Source organism: Pedobacter suwonensis (genome assembly GCF_007833675.1).
In the GTDB taxonomy this organism is placed as follows: Bacteria; Bacteroidota; Bacteroidia; order Sphingobacteriales; family Sphingobacteriaceae; genus Pedobacter; species Pedobacter suwonensis.
This window is the reverse complement of record NZ_CP031708.1, coordinates 317542-337183: the sequence shown is the minus strand read 5'-3', so window position 1 is coordinate 337183 and position 19642 is coordinate 317542. Positions and strand designations below refer to the sequence as shown.

Sequence of the window (19642 nt, the reverse complement as noted above, 5' to 3'; positions counted from 1 at the left end):
ATTGATTAGCTCTATTCAATGGTAAATCGATCGGCATCTTTTAAAAACGGAAACTGCCTCCTGATTTTAACCAGCTCTTCGTAATTGATACTGAAAGTATATAAATCTTCGTCTTCGGGTTTATAATAAACGGTGTTGCCGTATGGATCCAGACACATTGATAATCCGCTGTGGTAAATCTGGTTTCCATCATGACCGACACGGTTTACGGCAATTACATAACTTTGGTTTTCAATAGCTCTGGCGGGGATCAGGGCTTTCCAGTGTGCCGATCGTTTATCAGGCCAGCTGGCTACCAGGAGCAAAATATCATATTCTTCGTCTACATTACGCAGCCAAACCGGAAAGCGTAAATCATAACATATCGCCAGTCTGATCCTCCAGCCTTTGAGCTCAACAATGAGTTTGTCCTTACCAGGACTAAAGTGCTGGTCTTCATTGCCCATGCCAAACAGATGGCGTTTATCGTAATGCTGGTGTCTGCCATCTGGCTCCATCCAAATCAGGCGGTTGAAATATTGGTTGTTTTCTTTTATAATCAGGCTACCTGTAACCACACAATTGTACTGATGTGCCATTTTCTGCATCCATTGCATTGTTTTTCCACCCATTTCTTCGGCTAACGCTTCAGAATTCATACTAAAACCGGTATTGAACATTTCGGGTAAAATAATGATATCGGTTTTCTCCCTCACACCCATTGACAGTCGAAGTGCCAGATTGAGAAGATTTTTATCAATGTTCTCCCAGAAAAGATAAGCCTGAAAAACAGTTACTTTCAGATTTTCTATTTGGGTATAAACAGGTGCTTCCATGGTATATCGGTTGGTCTGGTTAAACGTTTTTTAATTTCTCGGCTGCCTTTGCGAGAGTATCATTTTCTTTGGCAAAGCAGAACCTGATAATTTTATGGTCAGTTGCCTTTTGGTAGAATGCAGAAACTGGAATGGTTGCCACTCCAAACTCTTTCACCAACCTGATGCTAAAATCGGTATCTTTTTCATCACTGATACTGCTATAACTTGCACATTGAAAATACGAACCATTACAAGGCAGAAGTTTAAAGCGGCTTTCAGCCAGGAGATTTCTAAAATAATCCCTCTTCAATTGAAAAAAACTACCAATTTCGGTGTAATTTTTGGGTTCTTTAATGTATTCGGCTATGGCCTGCTGCATGGGACTATTAACGCTGAAAACATTAAATTGGTGTACCTTCCTAAATTCTTTGGTCAAATCCTCTGGCGCAAGGCAATAACCCAGTTTCCACCCTGTAGCATGTAAAAGCTTACCGAAAGAGGCCACAACAAAGCTTCTTTGCCTCAATTCGGGATAAGACATTACACTCTGGTGTGTTTGCCCGTCATAAATGAGGTGCTCGTAAACTTCATCGCTTAAAATCACAATATCGGTACCGCTCACGAGTTTTATAAGCGATTTCATATCGTCTGACGATAGAATGCTGCCCGTAGGATTTTGCGGGCTATTTAAGATGATCATTCTGGTTTTTACCGTAAATAACTTCTTAACCATATCCCAGTCAATGCCATAATCAGGCGGGGCCAGTTCATAAGTTTTTACCAGTCCTCCAAGCAGTTTCACAGTAGGTGCATAACTATCGTAAGCCGGCTCAAAAATAATCACTTCATCACCAGCATTAATAATGGATGCCAGTGCAGTAAAAATGGCCTGTGTTCCACCTGCGGTGACGGTAATTTCTGTATCAGGATTATACCTGATGTTATATAGCTTTTCAACTTTCTCTGCAATGGTTTCTTTTAAAAAAATAGAACCAGGCATGGGCGCATATTGATTGAAACCATCTTTCATGGCTTTATTGACCAATTCAATTAGTTTTGGATCACATGCATAATCAGGGAAGCCCTGAGAAAGATTAATGGCATTATATTCAGCCGCAATTTTACTCATCACCGAAAAAATGGTGGTGTTTACGCCGGGAAGTTTAGATTGTATATGAAGCATCTTATAAGCGAAAATAGAAAAAAAAAGTTTAACACTTGAAAGCCCATGTCAAAAGCCCTTGATAGGTTGTTGCAATTATTGCATACGGATTTCATTGAAAATCATCACGCGCTTGTATATAAACTATCTAGAAACTAAATACTTGTTTTGGCAAGTTTTAATCCAAACCATGGAGTAATTATAGCTATGAAATTTACAGGAAAAGATTAGTGCGCTACTGTGGCAGCATCTGAAGAGGCTTCCACTTCAGAAGTAATAAACCTTCTGCCAATTAGTAAACAGCCTAAAGCTGTAAAGGCAGCAGCTGTCATAACCAATGGCATCGGCACCACCGAATGTTCGCTAAACAAGCTTACCATTACTGAAGCCAGGGCACCCAATCCCATCTGCAAAGCGCCCATTAAGGCCGATGCACTGCCTGCATTTTTAGAAAACGGAGCGAGCGATAAAGCAGCTGCATTAGGATTAATTAATCCCAGGCAGGCTAAAAATAAGGCGATAAAACCAATGGTAGTGTATAAGTCCAGCCAGTTATTTAAGGCAAAGATCAAAAATACTAAACTGACGATACATTGAGCAATAAGTGCATAAGCGACTATTTTTTTGCTGGTAAACCATTTTAATATCAGACTATTTACCTGACTCGAACCGATAAACGCTACCGACAGCAAGGCGAAAATCCAGCCGTAACCGGTTTTACTTACTTCATATATCTTCATAAATACGGTAGGCGATGAAGATACATAAGCAAATAAACCTGAAAAGGTGATTGAACTAATTAACGCATAGGTATAAAACTGTGGTTCTTTTAAAACCGTAAGGAAATTGCTTAAAATGGGTTTAGGTTTTAAAGAATAGTTGGGATCTGGCGTATAACTCTCCGGTAGTTTGAAAACGGAGGCCAGTAGCATGAAGATGGCCATTAACCCTAAGAATACAAACACATATTTCCAGCCTAACGCGGAGATCAGGTATCCACCTGCAGTTGGAGCCAGCATAGGCGAAACGGCAATTACCAACATCAGTGAAGCAAATACTTTTGGGCTTTCATCTACCGAAAACAGATCCCTAACCATTGCAACCGAGGCTACAGCGGTAGCACAGCTTCCGATGGCCTGTACAAAACGCAGCACAATCAATTGGTTTACATCAGTTACAGCTAAACATAAAAAAGAAGAAAAAATATAAAGCGCCAAACCAAAGTATAGCGGTTTTTTCCTGCCGAATTTATCTAAAAGCGGGCCATACAATAACTGACCAGCTGAAATCCCAATAAAAAAACTGGATAAAGAAAGTGCTACGGTAGATTCTGTACTTTTTAAATCCTTTGCAATATCAACAAAACCAGGTAGGTACATATCAATAGAGAAAGGACCGAGGGCAGCCAGCGAGCCTAAAATAAGGATTAATAAAAAGTGTTGTTTTTTAGCCATTGATCTGATTATTTTCCGAGGCGCAAAGATTGGGAGATTAATTTTGTTAACCTAATCCACAGGTTGAACGATTGTAAAATTGTGAGCCGCAATCAAAAGGCAGATGGGTTATTAAATACGAATTATTAAAATGAACCAATCTCTTCGATAATTTGCCAGATTATTTTTAGATTTATTGCCTATGACTTTTAAGACAAAAGAAAGCCGTTTGCTACTTGTTCTGGGTAGCTTTTTTGTAGCGAATGCTATATTATCAGAATTTATTGGGGTTAAACTATTCAGCGTTGAGGAAACACTGGGCTTTAAAAAGTTCAATATCAATTTGCTGGGTGTTCCAAACTTGTCTTTTGTGATGTCGGCAGGGGTATTAACCTGGCCCATTATTTTCATTATGACAGATATTATCAACGAATATTTTGGTGTTAAACAGGTTCGGTTCTTATCTATCCTTACGTCAATTTTAATTGCGTTTGCTTTTCTGGTGGTTTGGGGATCAATGCACTTAAGTGCCGCAGATTTTTGGGTACATCAGAACATCAATGGAGAAGACCTTAATATGAATAATGCCTTTGCGGGGATTTTTGGGCAAGGCATGTGGATTATTGCAGGTTCCATTACGGCTTTTATTATCGGACAGATGGCAGACGTGCTCATTTTCCACCGAATTAAAAAAATTACAGGTGAACGTGCCTTATGGCTGCGTGCAACCGGCTCCACATTGGTTTCTCAACTGATCGATAGTTTTGTGGTCATTTTTATTGCATTTTATTTAAATCCACAATACCATTATAGCTGGAAAATGGTCGCTGCAATTGGTTTGGTTAACTATACCTATAAATTTGTTGTCGCTATCTTGATGACGCCCATATTGTATATTGTACACACGGTTATCGATCGTTATTTAGGGAAAGATCTAGCCCACAAACTGATTAAGATGGCCGGGAGAGGATAAATTTGTTAATTACCTAAACCATTTGATTAATGAAATATACCTTAATATTACTTTTCCTTTTCTCCTTATTTGCTTGTAAGCGCAAAGATGGAAACAAAAAAGATTCAGTTCTTGATATTCAAGGCACCTGGCAACTGGTTTCAGCCACAACTATTGATAAAGGAAAAAGCGAAACGACTGATTATTACGGAAAACTAAAAATGATCAAGTTATTTAACAAAAGCCATTTTGCCTTTCTAAGGCATAGCCTTGATCCGAAAGATACTGCTAACTTTGATGCAGGGGGAGGGACTTTTGTTTTGAAGGGCAGTGATTATACTGAACATCTTGAGTACTACAAAAATAAAGACTGGGAAGGCAAAAAGTTTAACTTCAAACTAGACATTCATCAAGATACCCTGATCCAAAAAGGAGTTGAAAAGGTCGAAGCAGCAGGGGTAGATCGGGTGATAATCGAAAAATACTTAAGAATAAAACAATAGCTATTTGCAATTAGCAGTTCCAAATCAAAGCGAAGTATTGTGTTTTTGTTTTAAAATCAATCACCTTATTGTTTTATTATGAAACATGCTGTATCGTTGAACTATGGCATATGACATATAAAAAAAGAAATCGGGGAAAGAATAGCTATCCTTCGTTCGAAAAAGATCTTTCCCAAGAAGATTTAGCAAAAAGAAGTAAAAAAGAAGGCCTGTAAATCTTTTAAAGGCCGTGGAGTAAACTCAGGTTTAAGATTAATTTATGCTTATTTCGTAGAAGAAAAAAAGATCGTTTTTATTGAACTTTACCATAAAAATGATAAGGAAAACGAAGACCGGCAGCGTATTTTGGATAATTTTAAATAATGCAAAAGGCCGGACTCGCTCCGACCTTTGTACTTAACAACAAAACAAATAAAAAAATTAACCTTAAAAAATAAGTTAGAGGCTGGCCAGTTCAGCAGCAAAAACATTTTCGCTCAATTGCTCCTGTTTATAAATCTGTCTACCCGTATAGGCCACAAAAACAGATTGATCTAAAAGCAAATCACGGTTTCTAATCAAACTTTCCAGCTTAAGCGTACCTACCACATATTTGTAACTGCTGGCCGCATAACGCTCGCTAATGTTATCAAACTCCAACAGCGTAATCAGGTCTTCATCTGCATAACGTAAATAAATTTCCAAAAGAATCTCTTCTGTATGTTTTACGCCGTTTTCCGAATGATATTTTTTGTATTCATAACGGTAGTCGTACCTTAAGGCAGCAATATCAGAAAGCACGGCAGCACCAGTAGGGTGGCCGCCCGCACCTTTACCGTAGAAAAATTGTTTATCCGCAAAAGCCGCCTGAACAGCAACTGCATTGTATTCGTTTTCTACATTGTAGAGAAAATCATCTTTAGCTACGAGTTTAGGTAGTACATAAGTCACAACATCTTTTGTGTTTACTTTACGCGCCGTAGGAACTAATTTAATCTTAAAGTTTTTTTCGCGGGCATATTTAATATCATTGTTGGATAAATTCTGTATACCAATATTTAAAATAGCATCAGGATTAACAAATAAACCGTAAGCATGCGCTGTAGCAATCGCGAGTTTGTATTTTGGATCGTAGCCGCCCACGTCTAAGATCGGATCAGTTTCCGCAAAACCTAAATCCTGTGCTTCTTTTAATGCCGAATCGTAACTTTGGTTCTCATTGAATATCTTGGAAAGGATATAATTAGATGAGCCATTAAAAATTCCGCTCAAAGCATGAAACAATTCATTATCGTAATACTCTTCTAAATTCCTGATAATCGGAATACTGCCACAAACTGCACCTTCATACAATAGTGAAGTGCCGTGCTTTTGTTGTAAATCAACCAGCTCTTTTAAGTGTATGGCAATCATTTTTTTATTGGCAGAAACTACATTTTTACCGTTTTTTAATGCGGCCGTTACAATCTCATAGGCTGCATCGGCATCATTGATCAATTCTACAATGGTATTGATTTCCGTATTATTCAGTATCTCGTTACGATCAGTAGTAAACAGATCTTTATTAAGGGTACGCTTCTTCCTCGGATCTTTTATCGCAATTTTAATGATCTCAAGGTTTAAGTTCTGGCTTTGGATAATATCCAATAAACCTTGTCCTACTACACCGAAACCAAATAAACCGATTTTTAAATTCTTACTCATTATTGTTTTTATGATTACACAGATAGGTCGGTTACACCGATATAACTGTTCTTATTTTTGTATTTTTTTTTAAATTTTATTCCGGTATCCAGTTTTCTTACCTTCTACCTTTATACCCTCAACCCTCTACCTTTCTAAGCCGTATGCTGTAGTTTGATTATTTTCTTGTTACGGCTTTCTTTCATAAAGTTTCCGATTACATTGGTCAATACATTGGTTTCGATTAAAAAACCATCATGTCCGTAATCTGAGTGTAAGGCAATAAATTCTGCCCCGGCAATATGGTCGGCCAGGTATTTTTGCTCCGAAAGCGGGAACAAAACATCATTTTCTATTCCGATGACCAGGGTGTTCGCCTTAATTAATTTTAAGGCATCGCCAATACTTTTGCGGTTACGACCAACATTATGGCTGTCCATTGCTTTAGTTAAATAATAATAACTGTAAGCATTAAAGCGGTTGATCAGTTTTTCGCCCTGATAATTCTGATAAGAAGACGACCTGAAGTGGTCAGTTTTATCGTTAACACTTTCTACCTGTGTACTGCCATAAGCATCGTAGGTTCTATAGCTTAAAAGCGCAATGCTACGGGCAGTTTTTAAACCTTTGCTACCACCGTTTGGTTGGTTAGCGTAAAAAGTTCTATCGGTAGTAATGGCCAAACGCTGGCTTTCATTAAAAGCGATACCCCAGGGAGAATGTGCTGCATTAGTGGCAATTAAAATCAGGTTTTCAATTTTATTCGGGTCTGAAATACTCCATTCAACTGCTTGTTGTCCGCCCAAAGAACCACCTATTAACAACTTGATATAGTCTACGCCTAAATGCGAAGCCAATAACTGGTGTGCTGATACCAAATCGCGAATGGTAAACTGTGGAAAAGACAGGTAATATGGCAGGCCTGTTACCGGATTTGTACTCAAGGGGCTAGTGCTGCCATAATGAGACCCTAAAACATTGGCGCACACAATATAGTGTTCCGCAGGATTGAACAAAGCATTTTGCCCGAACAAACCTTCCCACCATTCAAAAACATCTGCATTGGCAGTAAGTGCATGGCAAACCCAGATAACGTTATCTTTAGCCGCATTTAGTTTCCCATAAGTTTGATAAGCAACCTGCAGGTTACGGATTTTTTTTCCGTTTTCTAATTTAAACTGTCTAGGATGATTATATATTGATGCTGTACTCATTGTTTTGTTGTATCGGAAGGTAAATGTGCTTAAGCTAATAAACTCTCGGTAGAAACTTGTGCGTTAATGGCTGCAAATGCCTGTTCGAAATCAGCTTTAATATCATCGATATGCTCAATACCAACTGAGACCCTTAAGGCGTTTGGTTTTACGCCCGCGGCCAGTTGTTCTTCTTCACTCAATTGCTGGTGTGTGGTGGCCGATGGCTGTATGATCAGCGTTTTGGCATCGCCCACGTTGGCTAGGTGCGAAACCAGTTTCAAATGATCAATAACCTGCGTGGCATTTTCCTTGCTTCCATTTAGTTCAAAAGACAGTACGGCCCCAAAACCATTGCTTAAATATTTCTTCGCAAGATTGTTGTATTTGCTACTTGCTAATCCGGGATATTGTACTTCTTTAACCAGCGGATGGTTTTCTAACCAGGTGGCCAGTTCAAGGGCATTATCAACATGGCGTTGTACGCGGAGCGATAGCGTTTCCATTCCTTGCAACAAAAGAAAAGAATTAAAAGGCGATAGGGCAGGCCCAAGATCTCTTAATCCTTCTACACGGGCACGAATGATAAACTGAATATTACCGAACGGCCCGCCAATGCCAAAAACATCACTAAAAACCAAACCATGGTAACCTGCTGAAGGCTCGGAGAACTGAGGGAATTTCCCGTTACCCCAGTTATAGTTTCCGCCGTCGACAATTACGCCGCCAATGCTTGTTCCATGACCACCGATCCATTTCGTTGCAGATTCTACCACAATGTTTGCTCCATGTTCTAATGGCTTAAATAAATAACCTCCTGCACCAAAAGTATTATCAACCACCAACGGGAGGTCATATTTTTTGGCAATAGCGGCAATCTTCTCAAAATCAGGTACACTAAAGGCTGGATTACCGATGGTTTCCAGATAGATGGCTTTGGTTTTATCGGTAATTTTAGCTTCAAATTCCTCAGGCACATCCGGATTGGCAAAATCTACATGGATACCTAAACGTTTAAAAGCCACTTTAAACTGGTTATATGTTCCGCCATAAATGTGAGAAGAAGAAACAATACCATCACCAGCCTCCAGTATATTATTTAAAGCGATGAATTGTGCAGCTTGTCCTGAGGCAACGGCCAGAGCAGCAACGCCACCTTCCAAAGCGGCAATACGTTTTTCAAAAACATCGTTGGTTGGATTCATGATCCTGGTGTAGATATTACCAAACTCCTTTAGAGCAAATAAATTGGCACCGTGTTCAGCACTATTGAACCCGTAAGACGTCGTTTGGTAAATGGGTACGGCTCTTGAACCTGTTGTTGGATCTATTTCCTGACCAGCGTGTAATTGTAAAGTTTCAAATTTATATGATGTTGACATAATTTCTGTTTTAATTTATGAATTGATAAGATAACTAACTTAGGGTAGTCCTAAAGCTTAAAAGGGCGTATCCCGGTTATCCGGGACCTTCCAGTTTGAGGGAAACAAAAAAGGAAGATTTTTAAATTACTGTATGCAACAGCGCATACAAGCCATAGCAAGCATATAACTGCAAGTAACAGAAATAGCAACTTGTTTTACCTTTTTAAGGTCTGCATTGGATTCGCTTAGCGATCGAAGATTTAATGTTTTCATCAGTTATAATTTATATCACCAAATAACACCATGTTATCTGGTCAGGAATTGGCACCTTCTCTTTCTGAGGGTTGCCAGTGGGTCATCGAGCCAGTCTCTCGCCACTTCTTTATAAATCAACCTATGAAGATTGACTTTTATTTAGCTTTCCGCCAAATAATATTTCAAATGTCAGGATTAATTTTTAATACACAAAATAAAATTTTGATTTTAAAATAAATAACTGATAACTAGTTACTTAATTTTATGTTACAATGCTAAAATCGAACTTTCGATGTGAAATTAGCGCTGAATATGCTAAGTTTGCGCTACCTATCTAAATATGATTATCATGAAAAACACAAGCATTTTAAGTTTAGGCCTACTATTCACGGTGATGTTTGTCAGCACTACCAATGCCCAGTTTGGAGGTTTGAAAGATAAATTATTAAAAATCGGAACCGCCCAGGGTGCCAAAGCCTTAGGGGTAGACAGGTTTCTGAAACAGCCCGCTGCAATAACCACCAGTTTTGAAGATGTAAACAGGGAAGGTGAAAAAATGCCCGACTTTATTACTTCGTTAAATTTAAAGGCACAACCATTGTATTTACTACCTAAAAATCCAGAGGGCGGATTTGTGCTTTGCGAGGGGCTTTATGAGATGACCAACAAAAGTTATTGTTTAAAGGCGGGAACATTTGCGCCGTCAAAAGGCGATGGTTATATGTTCGCTCCTGTACTGGGTCCTAAGGAAGGAATAGTGGTTGCGATATTGAAAAGCGCAGAAAAACATCCTGAGGTGGATCAACATGACATCCAGGCGCTGCTGTGGACCATTATTGCCAGAACAAAATTTGCTGATTTTAACGGACAGGTAAAATTAACCGCTGTAAAATTATTAACCCCGAGTCAGATTACACAATTGGAGGGAGGCGCCCTGGGTGTGTTACCTTTTGATGTAATGGAAAAGGCTAAAGACCAGTTGCCAGCGGGTGTAAAGGCAGTTTTTGAGGCAGAAAACAATATCAGACAGCTGGTAGCTTCCGGAAATTACACTTATGCTGATATGGAAAAATATGCGATTTTGGCGGGTATGGCCCCACCAAGAAGCGATGTGCCAAGCGGCATCTGGACCAAACATCCTGATGGTTATTACATACGTTATTTTCCTTCAGGTTATTCAGTTACCAAAGTACAGGTATATGTGCCAAAGGAATTGATGGCAAATGGGAACAAATTGGTTTATGATGCTGCAGGAGATATTGCTTGTCCTGCGAATACGGGTTCACAACGTTTGGCACAAACAAATGAGCCACTGGAGGCAAACTATTCTTTGAAACTGACCACGGCTTGTAATCCGAAATAGATTTTTAGTCCTATAAGGCTTCAAAAATCTTATAGGACCGTAGAAAACTTTAGCCTAACGCCTGCTCCAAATCGGCAATAAGATCATCTGCATGTTCCAGTCCAACGGAAATACGGAGCAGATTTTTAGGCGTTTTGCTATCCGGCCCCTCTACCGAGTAGCGATGTTCGATTAAACTCTCCACGCCACCTAAACTGGTCGCCTGTGCAAATAACCGGACCTTATTCGCCACTTTATGAGCGGCTTCAACACCACCTTTAACCAGGAACGACATCATGCCGCCAAAATCTTTCATCTGTTTTTTTGCAATACCATGTTGCGGATGGTCTTCCAGTCCGGGATAAAAAACGGTTTCTACATTTGGATGTTTATTTAAATAGTGAGCAATAATCTTCCCGTTTTCACAATGACCTTTTATGCGGTAGGCCAGGGTTTTTATGCTTCTGCTTAATAAAAAGCAATCGAAGGGTGATGGAACGGCACCACCGGTTTGCTGTATGTTTTTGATTTTCTCCCACAACTCATCTTTCTTTGCTGTCACCAAAATTCCTCCAAGCACATCGCTATGGCCACCAAGGTATTTCGTGCTGCTGTGCATGACAATATCTGCTCCTAATAAAATTGGATTTTGTAAAATAGGGGAAGCAAATGTACTATCGCAGACCATGGTGATATTTTTAGCATTGGCTATTTTAGCAATCTCTTCTATATCGGTAACCTTCAACAGTGGATTGGATGGTGTTTCGATCCAAATTAGTTTTGTATTGGGCTTAATGTTTGATTCTATTAGCGACAAATCGGTCTGGTCAATAAAATCAAATTCCAGGCTATTGTTAAAAATCGTCAGCAATTGTTTTTTAATGCCCCAATACATATCGTCCGGTGCAATAATATGACTGCCTGGTTTCAAAGCCTGAAACAATGCCAAACCGCAGGTATTACCCGAGGAAAATGCTGCTGCATCTTCGCCATATTCCAGTTTAGCTACAGTGTTTTCTAAAGCAGACCGGTTTGGATTGCTTACCCTGCTATACATGTGTCCGCCAGGATAGCCACCATCTTCGTCACGAAAAAATGTGGTAGATAAATTAATAGGCGGCGTAACATCACCTGTATTGATTTTTACAAGATTAGCGGCGTGAATAGCAAGGGTTTCTGGTTTCATGATGATTGATTTTGGACGATGTAATATGGGTATGGGGTTTAATATTTTAGCGCTAATTTAAGGTTAGTAACGGTTTTGGCAAGATTTATGTAACAAGTTTGACAAAATTTAAATTACATAGAAAATGAAAAGATTATTTATAGCTATCTCAATTGCATGTTCTACCTTAGTAATGTTACAAAGTTGTAATACTGCAAAAAGAGTAACTGCAGGTGTAACGGGTAGCAGAGGTACAGTTGTTCGCGAATGGGTAGTGAGTAATGTAGCTTTGGAAGGTTTGCCTGATGGTGCTGTTCAGGGCTTATTTGGAGAGAAATCTTATAAATGTTTTGAGGGAAGTACATGGAATTTAACCAATAGTGGTAATGGATCTTATACCTTACCTGCATCAAGTACCTGTGGTGCTGTAATGCAGACTATTTTCTGGTCGGCTGCCCCTAAGGATCAAACTTTCCAGTTTAAAAAAATATACGAGGGTGACAAAGCAAAAAATGTAACTGAAGGTTATCGTTTGGTATTAACTGAACTTTCAAGCACACAAATGGTATTAAAATCACCAATTGAATTTGGTGGCAGAACTGCAAACATTATTCTAACTTTTGTACCTGCAGCCAGATAATATTTAACGTCGAAAAACATACCCTTAAAGCACTTCTGAAAAGAGGTGCTTTTTTTGTTTACTGTCTTTTAGGGTTGCCACGGAGACACGGATTTGCCCGAAGTTTCTTAGAATCATTTGTAGCAGCTTGTTAGCATTGAACTTAGATTCAGGTTTTATCTTACATAAACTACCGTCAAGTGTTGAAACATGGATTTATCCCCGAGCTTGATAGTTATTTCTTCGTGACTTCTACATTTCGGTGGCTAATGTTAACGCCTATAGCTAAGTTTACGATAAAAAGCAATCAATATCGTGTTGATCAGTGTTCAACTGTGTTTAATAATCAGGTACAATATCTAAAAATCACGGTTTGTTACAAGAAAATGATTTTCAAATCGGCTCATTATCGTATTTTTGTTCAAAATAAATCAGGAATGAATACAACTGAGCAAGTTGAAAAAATATTAGCTGATACCAATTTATCAACTGAACTACAAAACATCGCGCATAAAGTTCTTCATAAAGAGCGGATTACCTTCGACGAAGGTGTGTACTTATACGAACATGCAGAATTGGGTTATCTTGGCGTATTGGCCAACTTTATCCGCGAACGGAAACATGGCGATAAAACCTATTTTAACCGGAACTTCCATCTGGAACCTACCAACCTTTGCGTTTACGACTGCAAATTTTGTTCTTATTCCCGTTTAATCAAGCAAAAAGAGGAAGGCTGGGCGTTAACGATGGAGCAAATGCTCGATATTGTTAAAAAATATGATGGCGAACCGGTAACAGAGGTACACATTGTAGGAGGGGTACTTCCGCAATATGATGTGGCCTTTTATTCGGCTTTGTTCACCGCTATTAAACAACACCGTCCGGATTTACATGTTAAAGCATTAACACCTGTAGAGTACCATTATATCTTCAAGAAGGCTAAAATTGATTATGCAACGGGTATGCGTTTGATGAAAGAAGCCGGCTTGGAATCTATACCGGGCGGAGGAGCAGAAATTTTTCATCCCGAAATAAGGGAACAGATTGCCAAAGACAAATGTACCGGTCAGCAATGGCTGGATATCCATGAAGAATGGCACAAATTAGGTATGCGGAGTAACGCAACCATGCTTTATGGACATATTGAGAAATACTGGCACCGGGTTGACCATTTGGAAAAACTACGTCAACTGCAGGATCGTACTGGCGGTTTCCAAACCTTTATTCCTTTAAAATTCAGAAATCAGCATAACCAGATGAGCAATGTGCCTGAATCTTCGGTAATTGAAGATTTGAGAAATTATGCAATTGCCCGCATCTATCTAGATAATTTTGATCATATTAAAGCTTACTGGGCCATGATCAGTCGCGAAACGGCACAGTTATCCCTAAATTATGGCGTTGATGACATTGACGGTACTTTGGATGATACGACTAAAATTTACTCAATGGCTGGAGCCGAAGAGCAAAATCCGGCGATGAGCACTAAAGAGCTGGTTAATCTGATTAAACAAGTGGGCCGGAAAGCAATAGAACGCGATACACTATACAATGTAGTTACCGATTTCGAAAATGTTGTTTTTGAGGAAGAAAAGAAACCGCAATATTATAAATTACCGGTAGTGAATTAAGATTGTTATGATGATAGGATTTTAAGGTCTTTTCGCAAAGTCAAAAAAATAATAAATAAAAAATGTTAATCCTGCAATCTTATAATCCAAAAAATCCCATTTAATGGTTAAAGAAATATACATCATACGTCACGGCGAAACAGAACTTAACAGACAAGGCATAGTACAGGGCAGGGGTATAAATTCTGATCTAAATGATTTGGGAAGGGCGCAAGCTGAAGCTTTTTATCAAAAATACAAGAATGTTCCTTTTGATAAAATTTATACATCCGATCTCAAACGAACCTGGCAAACGGTGCAGAAGTTTATCGATGCTAAATTACCGTGGGAAAAACTTTCGGGATTAGATGAGCTGGCATGGGGTATCTGGGAAGGAAAACCCAATACCGAAGAGGCACGCGAGGCTTTTCGTGAGATGTTACAAAGCTGGGAAAATGGTGATTATACCGCGCATTTTGAAGGTGGAGAAAGCGTTCAGGATGTTTACGAACGTTTAAAACAACCCATGGAGGTTTTAATGACCCGACCAGAGGAAAAAACAGTATTGCTTTGTATGCATGGCCGGGCGATGCGTGTTTTCTTGTGCTTACTCTTAGGAAAACCATTGAGCGAAATGACTGAATTCCCACATCAGAATACCGTGTTGTACAAAATGGGTTTTGAGGATGGAAAATTTACCGTGCTCGAATTTAACAGCGCAGTACATTTAGACGGTTTAGTAATCGGAGAATAAACGGCCCCGGTTCGTATCTTTCATGAAACGAAGTGCGTTAATCGTTCTGAGAACACAAACCAACATAAGATTGTTTAGTAATTAAATAATTTGCTTAACGCCAAACGCGAAGCGCAAAACATAACACCTTGAATAAGATTAAAATATCGGCGGTTGCCTACACCAATACAAAAGCTTTTATATACGGATTAACACATTCGGAAATCATTAATAAGATTGATTTAAGTTTAGATATCCCTTCAGATTGCGCAGCAAAAGTGATTAATGGTCAGGCAGATATTGGTCTGATGCCTGTCGCAGCTATTCCTTTGGTTCCAAATGCCAATATTGTGGCCGATTATTGTATAGGCAGTGATGGCGGCGTAAATTCTGTATTTATTTTTAGTGAAGTTCCGGCAAATGACATTAAAACGCTAAGGCTGGATGCCCACTCGCGTACCTCAAATAACTTAGCCAAAGTATTGCTAAAATTTCATTGGAAAAAGGAGGTAGAATTTACTACCGATCGTGACGCAAAAACAGATGCTTTTGTTTTGATTGGCGACAGGACTTTTGGTAAAAAAGATGATTTTGCCTACGCTTATGATATGGGCGAGGAATGGAAAAAACTTACTGGCTTACCTTTTATGTATGCAGCTTGGGTAGCCAATAAAGAGATTTCAGAAGATTTTAAAGCTGAATTTAATGCAGCTTTAAAGTTTGGTTTAGATCATAGAAAGGAAGTTTTGGCGGAATTATCTGAATCGCCAAATTTCGATCTGGAAGATTACCTGTATCACAAATTGCAATTTGATGTTACAGAAGACAGAAAGAAAGCTTTGGATCTGTTTTTGGAATATATAGAAGAATTAGAAAAAGTTAAATTATAAAAAACTACAATAATGATTGTCACGTTGAGCCTGTCGAAACGCTTCATAAAATACGTTTAGAAGTCCTTCGACAGGCTCAGGATGACATTATACCTATTAATGTGCTTTCATTTTTCCTGCCACTTTTTCTAAAGCACTTTTTAGTTTTGTTAAGGCGCCTGTGATGGCTAAATCGTACGTATTACCTAGGTTAGTTACTGCAATTGGATCTTTTCCGGTTATTCTGGCCTCTAGCAAACATCTTTTATCATCCAGACCATCTTTACTACCGTTCTCGTCAGAAAGATGAACTTCTAAACGCGTAATCAGATCGCTAAACCTGCTCAGGCCTTCATTTAACTGGGTATTGATTTTTTCTTCGTATTCCTGATGTATGGTTAAATTTTTGTCGGTGTTCAGTTGGATCGTCATAATTAAAAAATTAGGTTAAAATTTATATTAAGTTAACACATGACCAGGGTAATTGTTTCTGTGGGTTAACTGATTAATTGTATGAATTGGTTAATTGTGTCATAGGTACCAGATCTATTATACAATTGGGTTAGTACAGACCATTGTACCTAAACCTGGTAGAAGCGGGCACGGAGTGCAACGAAGTAAAGCGGATAACAGGACTACATGCTCCGAAATGCACAGAACCTTTCATTTCCAAATAATGGCAATTGTTAATCGTATAAATTGGTTAACTGTGTAAGTGCCTAATTTATTGTATAACCGGGTTAAAACAGACCATTGTACCTAAACCTGGTAGGAGCGAACACGAGCGCAGCGAAGTAAAGCGGATAACAGGACTACACTATCCCAAATGCACAGAAACCTCCATTTCAAAATAATGGCAGTTGTTTAATCGTATAAATTGGTTAATTGTGTAACTGCCTAATTATTGTATAACCGGGTTAAAACCGACCATTGTACCAAAACCTGGTAGTAGCGAACACGAGCGCAGCGAAGGAAGGCGGATAACAGGACTACACTATCCCAAATGCACAGAAACCTCCATTTCCAAATAATGGCAATTGTTTAATCATATAAATTGATTAACTGTTGATAAAAGAAAATTATTATGCACTTGGGTTAAAACAGACCATTGTGACTAAATCTGATTGAAGCGGTAGCTCCCGATTGAAAAGAGGGCCTACAAGCGGAAAGCAGGACTGTGTTACCCCAAATGTACAGAACCCTTGGTTTTCAAATGATAGTTAACTGTTGATGGAAGAAAACGATGATGAGGTTAAAGCTAACTGATCAACCCTGGCTTTTAAACAATCTTTCAACTTTTCAACAAAACAGCTGTAAAATGCTTATTCGTGTTATCTTTATGGCTTTTGTAAATTCATTTCAGTTTTGGCTAAAGACACGAATAAAGAAACCCCGTTAATGCAGCAGTACAACGCGATAAAAGCGAAGTACCCGGGTGCACTTTTACTATTTAGGGTTGGCGATTTTTATGAAACCTTTGGCGAAGATGCCATTAAAACGGCACAGATTTTAGGCATCGTATTAACCAGACGAGGTACCGGACCCAATGGTGGTGCGTTAGAACTGGCCGGTTTTCCGCACCATTCTTTAGATAATTATTTATCGAAACTCGTCAGGGCGGGGCAGCGCGTTGCTATTTGCGATCAGCTTGAAGATCCTAAAACAACAAAAACCATTGTAAAACGAGGTGTAACAGAGCTGGTTACGCCAGGCGTAGCTTACGGCGACAATATTGTAAACCAGAAATCGAACAATTTCCTGGCCTGCGTTTTTTTCGATAAAACACAATTGGGTGTTTCATTTTTAGATATATCTACAGGCGAATTTTTAATTGCGCAAGGCAATAGCGATTATATCGATAAACTTCTGCAGGGTTTTAAGCCTACAGAAGTGATCTTTCAAAAATCAAAGCGACAAGCCTTTACCGAAAACTTTGGCGACCGTTTTTACACCTTTGGCTTAGACGAATGGCCATTTACCACAGATTTTGGAAACGAAACCCTGATGAAACATTTTGAAGTTTCGTCATTAAAAGGTTTCGGTATCGATCGTTTACAAAGCGGAATTGTTGCTGCTGGTGTTATTTTACATTATTTAGGTGAAACTGAACACCGCAACCTGCAGCACATTACGTCCATTAGCCGCATTGAGGAAGACCGTTACATGTGGCTCGACCGTTTTACCATCCGAAACCTGGAATTGGTGAATTCGCCTAACGATAATGCAGTCACTCTTTTTGATATTCTGGATCATACCTGTACCCCAATGGGCGCACGTTTGTTACAGAAGTGGATTATTATGCCATTAAAAGAGCTGAAACCCATTCAGGAACGCTTGGGCATGGTAGAATATTTTGTGGCAAACGAAACATTACAGGAAGAATTTCTATCGCACATTAAACAGATAGGCGATTTAGAACGTTTAATTTCCAAAGTTGGTTTACAACGGGTTGGCCCGAGGGAATTGGTGGCTTTAAAACGTGCACTTTACCACATTGAAGCCGTTAAAAAACTTGCTGCAGATTCTAAAAATCCTTTCCTGATTAAAATAGCAGATCAGTTAAATCCATGTTTAGCCATCCGGGAACGAATAGAAAAGGAATTACAGGCCGAACCACCAGCATTGCTGATTAAAGGAAATGTAATTGCCGACGGGGTTGACGAAGATTTAGACCGTTTGCGCAAAATTGCTTTTGGCGGGAAAGATTACCTGGTTCAGATTCAGAAGCGGGAAGCAGAAGCAACAGGTATTCCATCTTTGAAAATCGCCTTCAATAATGTATTTGGTTATTATTTAGAAGTTACCCATACCCATAAAGATAAGGTACCCGATGGCTGGATCCGTAAGCAGACCTTGGTAAATGCGGAACGGTACATTACGCCCGAGCTGAAGGAGTATGAAGATCAGATTTTAGGTGCCGAAGAAAAGATACAGGCCATCGAAATCCGTTTGTATAACGAACTGATGTACGAAACGGCGAGTTACATCAAACCCATCCAGCTTGATTCATATCTCATCGCACAGCTTGATTGTTTGCTGTGTTTTGCTCAACTGGCAGCTAAAAACCATTATAACAAACCAAAGGTTGCCCAAAACAAAGTGCTCGATATTAAAGGTGGCCGCCATCCGGTAATTGAAAAACAATTGCCTGTTGGTACAGAATACATTACCAACGATGTATATCTTGATACCGAAAGTCAGCAGATCATCATGATTACCGGTCCTAACATGGCGGGTAAATCAGCCATTTTAAGGCAAACAGCATTAATTGTATTAATGGCACAGATGGGGTCCTTTGTGCCGGCAAAAGATGCAGAAGTAGGCATTGTGGATAAGATTTTTACCCGTGTAGGAGCATCTGATAACATCTCTTCAGGAGAAAGTACGTTTATGGTAGAAATGAACGAGACGGCAAGTATTCTGAACAATATCTCTGATGATAGTTTGATCCTGCTTGATGAAATTGGTCGCGGAACAAGTACATATGATGGTATTTCGATTGCATGGGCCATTGCTGAGTTCCTGCATCAGCATCCAACGGCCCGACCTAAAACCTTATTTGCTACGCACTACCATGAGCTAAACGAACTGGCCAATACCATGCCCCGAATTAAAAACTTTAATGTATCGGTAAAAGAGATGAGCAATAAGGTAATTTTCCTAAGAAAACTTATACCTGGTGGTAGTGAACATAGCTTTGGTATACACGTGGCAAAAATGGCCGGTATGCCGACAAAATTAATAGGCCGTGCGAATGAGATTCTTAAAAAATTAGAAATAGACCGTACAGAAGGACAAAGCATAAAAGACAGCATTAAAAAAGTACAAAACCAGGCTTACCAGTTACAGATGTTTGCCATTGATGATCCGATTTTGGTAAAAATACGCGATACTTTAAATAATTTAGATGTAAATGGGTTAACTCCTGTTGAGGCACTGTTAAAATTAGACGAAATACAACGGTTAATAAAAAATTAACGACA

At 39.1% G+C, this 19642-nt stretch carries 16 protein-coding genes and 1 riboswitch; of the genes, 8 read left to right on the top strand and 8 right to left on the bottom strand.

What is annotated here, in order from left to right:
* Positions 1–11: 11 nt before the first annotated feature.
* The 3 genes from DV942_RS01280 to DV942_RS01270 all read right to left on the bottom strand — a co-directional run bounded on the left by DV942_RS01280 (position 12) and on the right by DV942_RS01270 (position 3413).
* Positions 12–815: a nitrilase family protein gene (locus DV942_RS01280; RefSeq protein WP_186462390.1), complete on the bottom strand. Its 804-nt coding sequence runs from the start codon at positions 813–815 to the stop codon at positions 12–14.
* A 19-nt stretch (positions 816–834) separates the two neighbouring features.
* Entirely contained in the window at positions 835–1980 is a 1146-nt protein-coding gene (locus DV942_RS01275; protein WP_145854606.1) for a methionine aminotransferase, read from the bottom strand.
* A 206-nt stretch (positions 1981–2186) separates the two neighbouring features.
* Positions 2187–3413 (bottom strand): multidrug effflux MFS transporter, encoded by a 1227-nt coding sequence (locus DV942_RS01270; protein WP_145854603.1) that lies wholly within the window; start codon positions 3411–3413, stop codon positions 2187–2189.
* Between the two features lie 181 nt (positions 3414–3594).
* Here DV942_RS01270 and DV942_RS01265 point away from each other — a divergent pair, with 181 nt between their 5' ends.
* Positions 3595–4365, top strand: a complete 771-nt coding sequence (locus DV942_RS01265; protein WP_145854601.1) for a queuosine precursor transporter — start codon at positions 3595–3597, stop codon at positions 4363–4365.
* Between the two features lie 29 nt (positions 4366–4394).
* Complete coding sequence (locus DV942_RS01260) at positions 4395–4847, top strand: hypothetical protein (RefSeq protein WP_145854599.1); 453 nt, start codon at positions 4395–4397, stop codon at positions 4845–4847.
* A 438-nt stretch (positions 4848–5285) separates the two neighbouring features.
* On the opposite strand, the gene DV942_RS01255 is transcribed toward DV942_RS01260, so the two are convergent.
* From DV942_RS01255 to DV942_RS01245, 3 genes are all read right to left on the bottom strand, one after another.
* Positions 5286–6530: a homoserine dehydrogenase gene (locus DV942_RS01255; RefSeq protein WP_145854597.1), complete on the bottom strand. Its 1245-nt coding sequence runs from the start codon at positions 6528–6530 to the stop codon at positions 5286–5288.
* Positions 6531–6664: 134 nt separating this feature from the next.
* Positions 6665–7723 carry a homoserine O-acetyltransferase family protein gene (locus DV942_RS01250; RefSeq protein ID WP_145854595.1) on the bottom strand — a complete coding sequence of 353 codons (1059 nt, stop codon included), beginning with the start codon at positions 7721–7723 and terminating at the stop codon, positions 6665–6667.
* A gap of 29 nt (positions 7724–7752) precedes the next feature.
* Positions 7753–9084 carry an O-acetylhomoserine aminocarboxypropyltransferase/cysteine synthase family protein gene (locus tag DV942_RS01245; RefSeq protein ID WP_145854592.1) on the bottom strand — a complete coding sequence of 444 codons (1332 nt, stop codon included), beginning with the start codon at positions 9082–9084 and terminating at the stop codon, positions 7753–7755.
* A gap of 262 nt (positions 9085–9346) precedes the next feature.
* Positions 9347–9457: riboswitch (SAM riboswitch) on the bottom strand.
* Positions 9458–9670: 213 nt separating this feature from the next.
* On the opposite strand from DV942_RS01245, the gene DV942_RS01240 reads away from it, so the two are divergent.
* Entirely contained in the window at positions 9671–10684 is a 1014-nt protein-coding gene (locus tag DV942_RS01240) for a hypothetical protein (protein WP_145854590.1), read from the top strand.
* 49 nt (positions 10685–10733) lie between these two features.
* Here the strand turns inward: DV942_RS01240 and DV942_RS01235 are convergent, their stop codons facing one another.
* Entirely contained in the window at positions 10734–11849 is a 1116-nt protein-coding gene (locus DV942_RS01235) for a trans-sulfuration enzyme family protein (RefSeq protein ID WP_145854588.1), read from the bottom strand.
* A 124-nt stretch (positions 11850–11973) separates the two neighbouring features.
* Here DV942_RS01235 and DV942_RS01230 point away from each other — a divergent pair, with 124 nt between their 5' ends.
* The 4 genes from DV942_RS01230 to DV942_RS01215 all read left to right on the top strand — a co-directional run bounded on the left by DV942_RS01230 (position 11974) and on the right by DV942_RS01215 (position 15680).
* Positions 11974–12468: a hypothetical protein gene (locus DV942_RS01230; protein WP_244278692.1), complete on the top strand. Its 495-nt coding sequence runs from the start codon at positions 11974–11976 to the stop codon at positions 12466–12468.
* Between the two features lie 416 nt (positions 12469–12884).
* The gene (gene mqnE / locus DV942_RS01225; RefSeq protein ID WP_145854585.1) at positions 12885–14078 is read left to right on the top strand and encodes an aminofutalosine synthase MqnE; all 1194 of its coding nucleotides are present in this window, start codon (positions 12885–12887) and stop codon (positions 14076–14078) included.
* Positions 14079–14181: 103 nt separating this feature from the next.
* A complete protein-coding gene (locus DV942_RS01220) occupies positions 14182–14811 on the top strand; it encodes a histidine phosphatase family protein (RefSeq protein WP_145854583.1) in 630 nt (209 codons plus the stop codon).
* A 128-nt stretch (positions 14812–14939) separates the two neighbouring features.
* Positions 14940–15680 carry a menaquinone biosynthetic enzyme MqnA/MqnD family protein gene (locus DV942_RS01215; RefSeq protein ID WP_145854580.1) on the top strand — a complete coding sequence of 247 codons (741 nt, stop codon included), beginning with the start codon at positions 14940–14942 and terminating at the stop codon, positions 15678–15680.
* Between the two features lie 96 nt (positions 15681–15776).
* Here DV942_RS01215 and DV942_RS01210 read toward each other — a convergent pair whose 3' ends face one another.
* Positions 15777–16091 (bottom strand): HPF/RaiA family ribosome-associated protein, encoded by a 315-nt coding sequence (locus DV942_RS01210; RefSeq protein ID WP_090979404.1) that lies wholly within the window; start codon positions 16089–16091, stop codon positions 15777–15779.
* 966 nt (positions 16092–17057) lie between these two features.
* Between DV942_RS01210 and mutS the strand changes: the two genes are divergently transcribed.
* Positions 17058–19637 (top strand): DNA mismatch repair protein MutS, encoded by a 2580-nt coding sequence (mutS, locus tag DV942_RS01205; RefSeq protein WP_186462389.1) that lies wholly within the window; start codon positions 17058–17060, stop codon positions 19635–19637.
* Positions 19638–19642 lie beyond the last annotated feature (5 nt).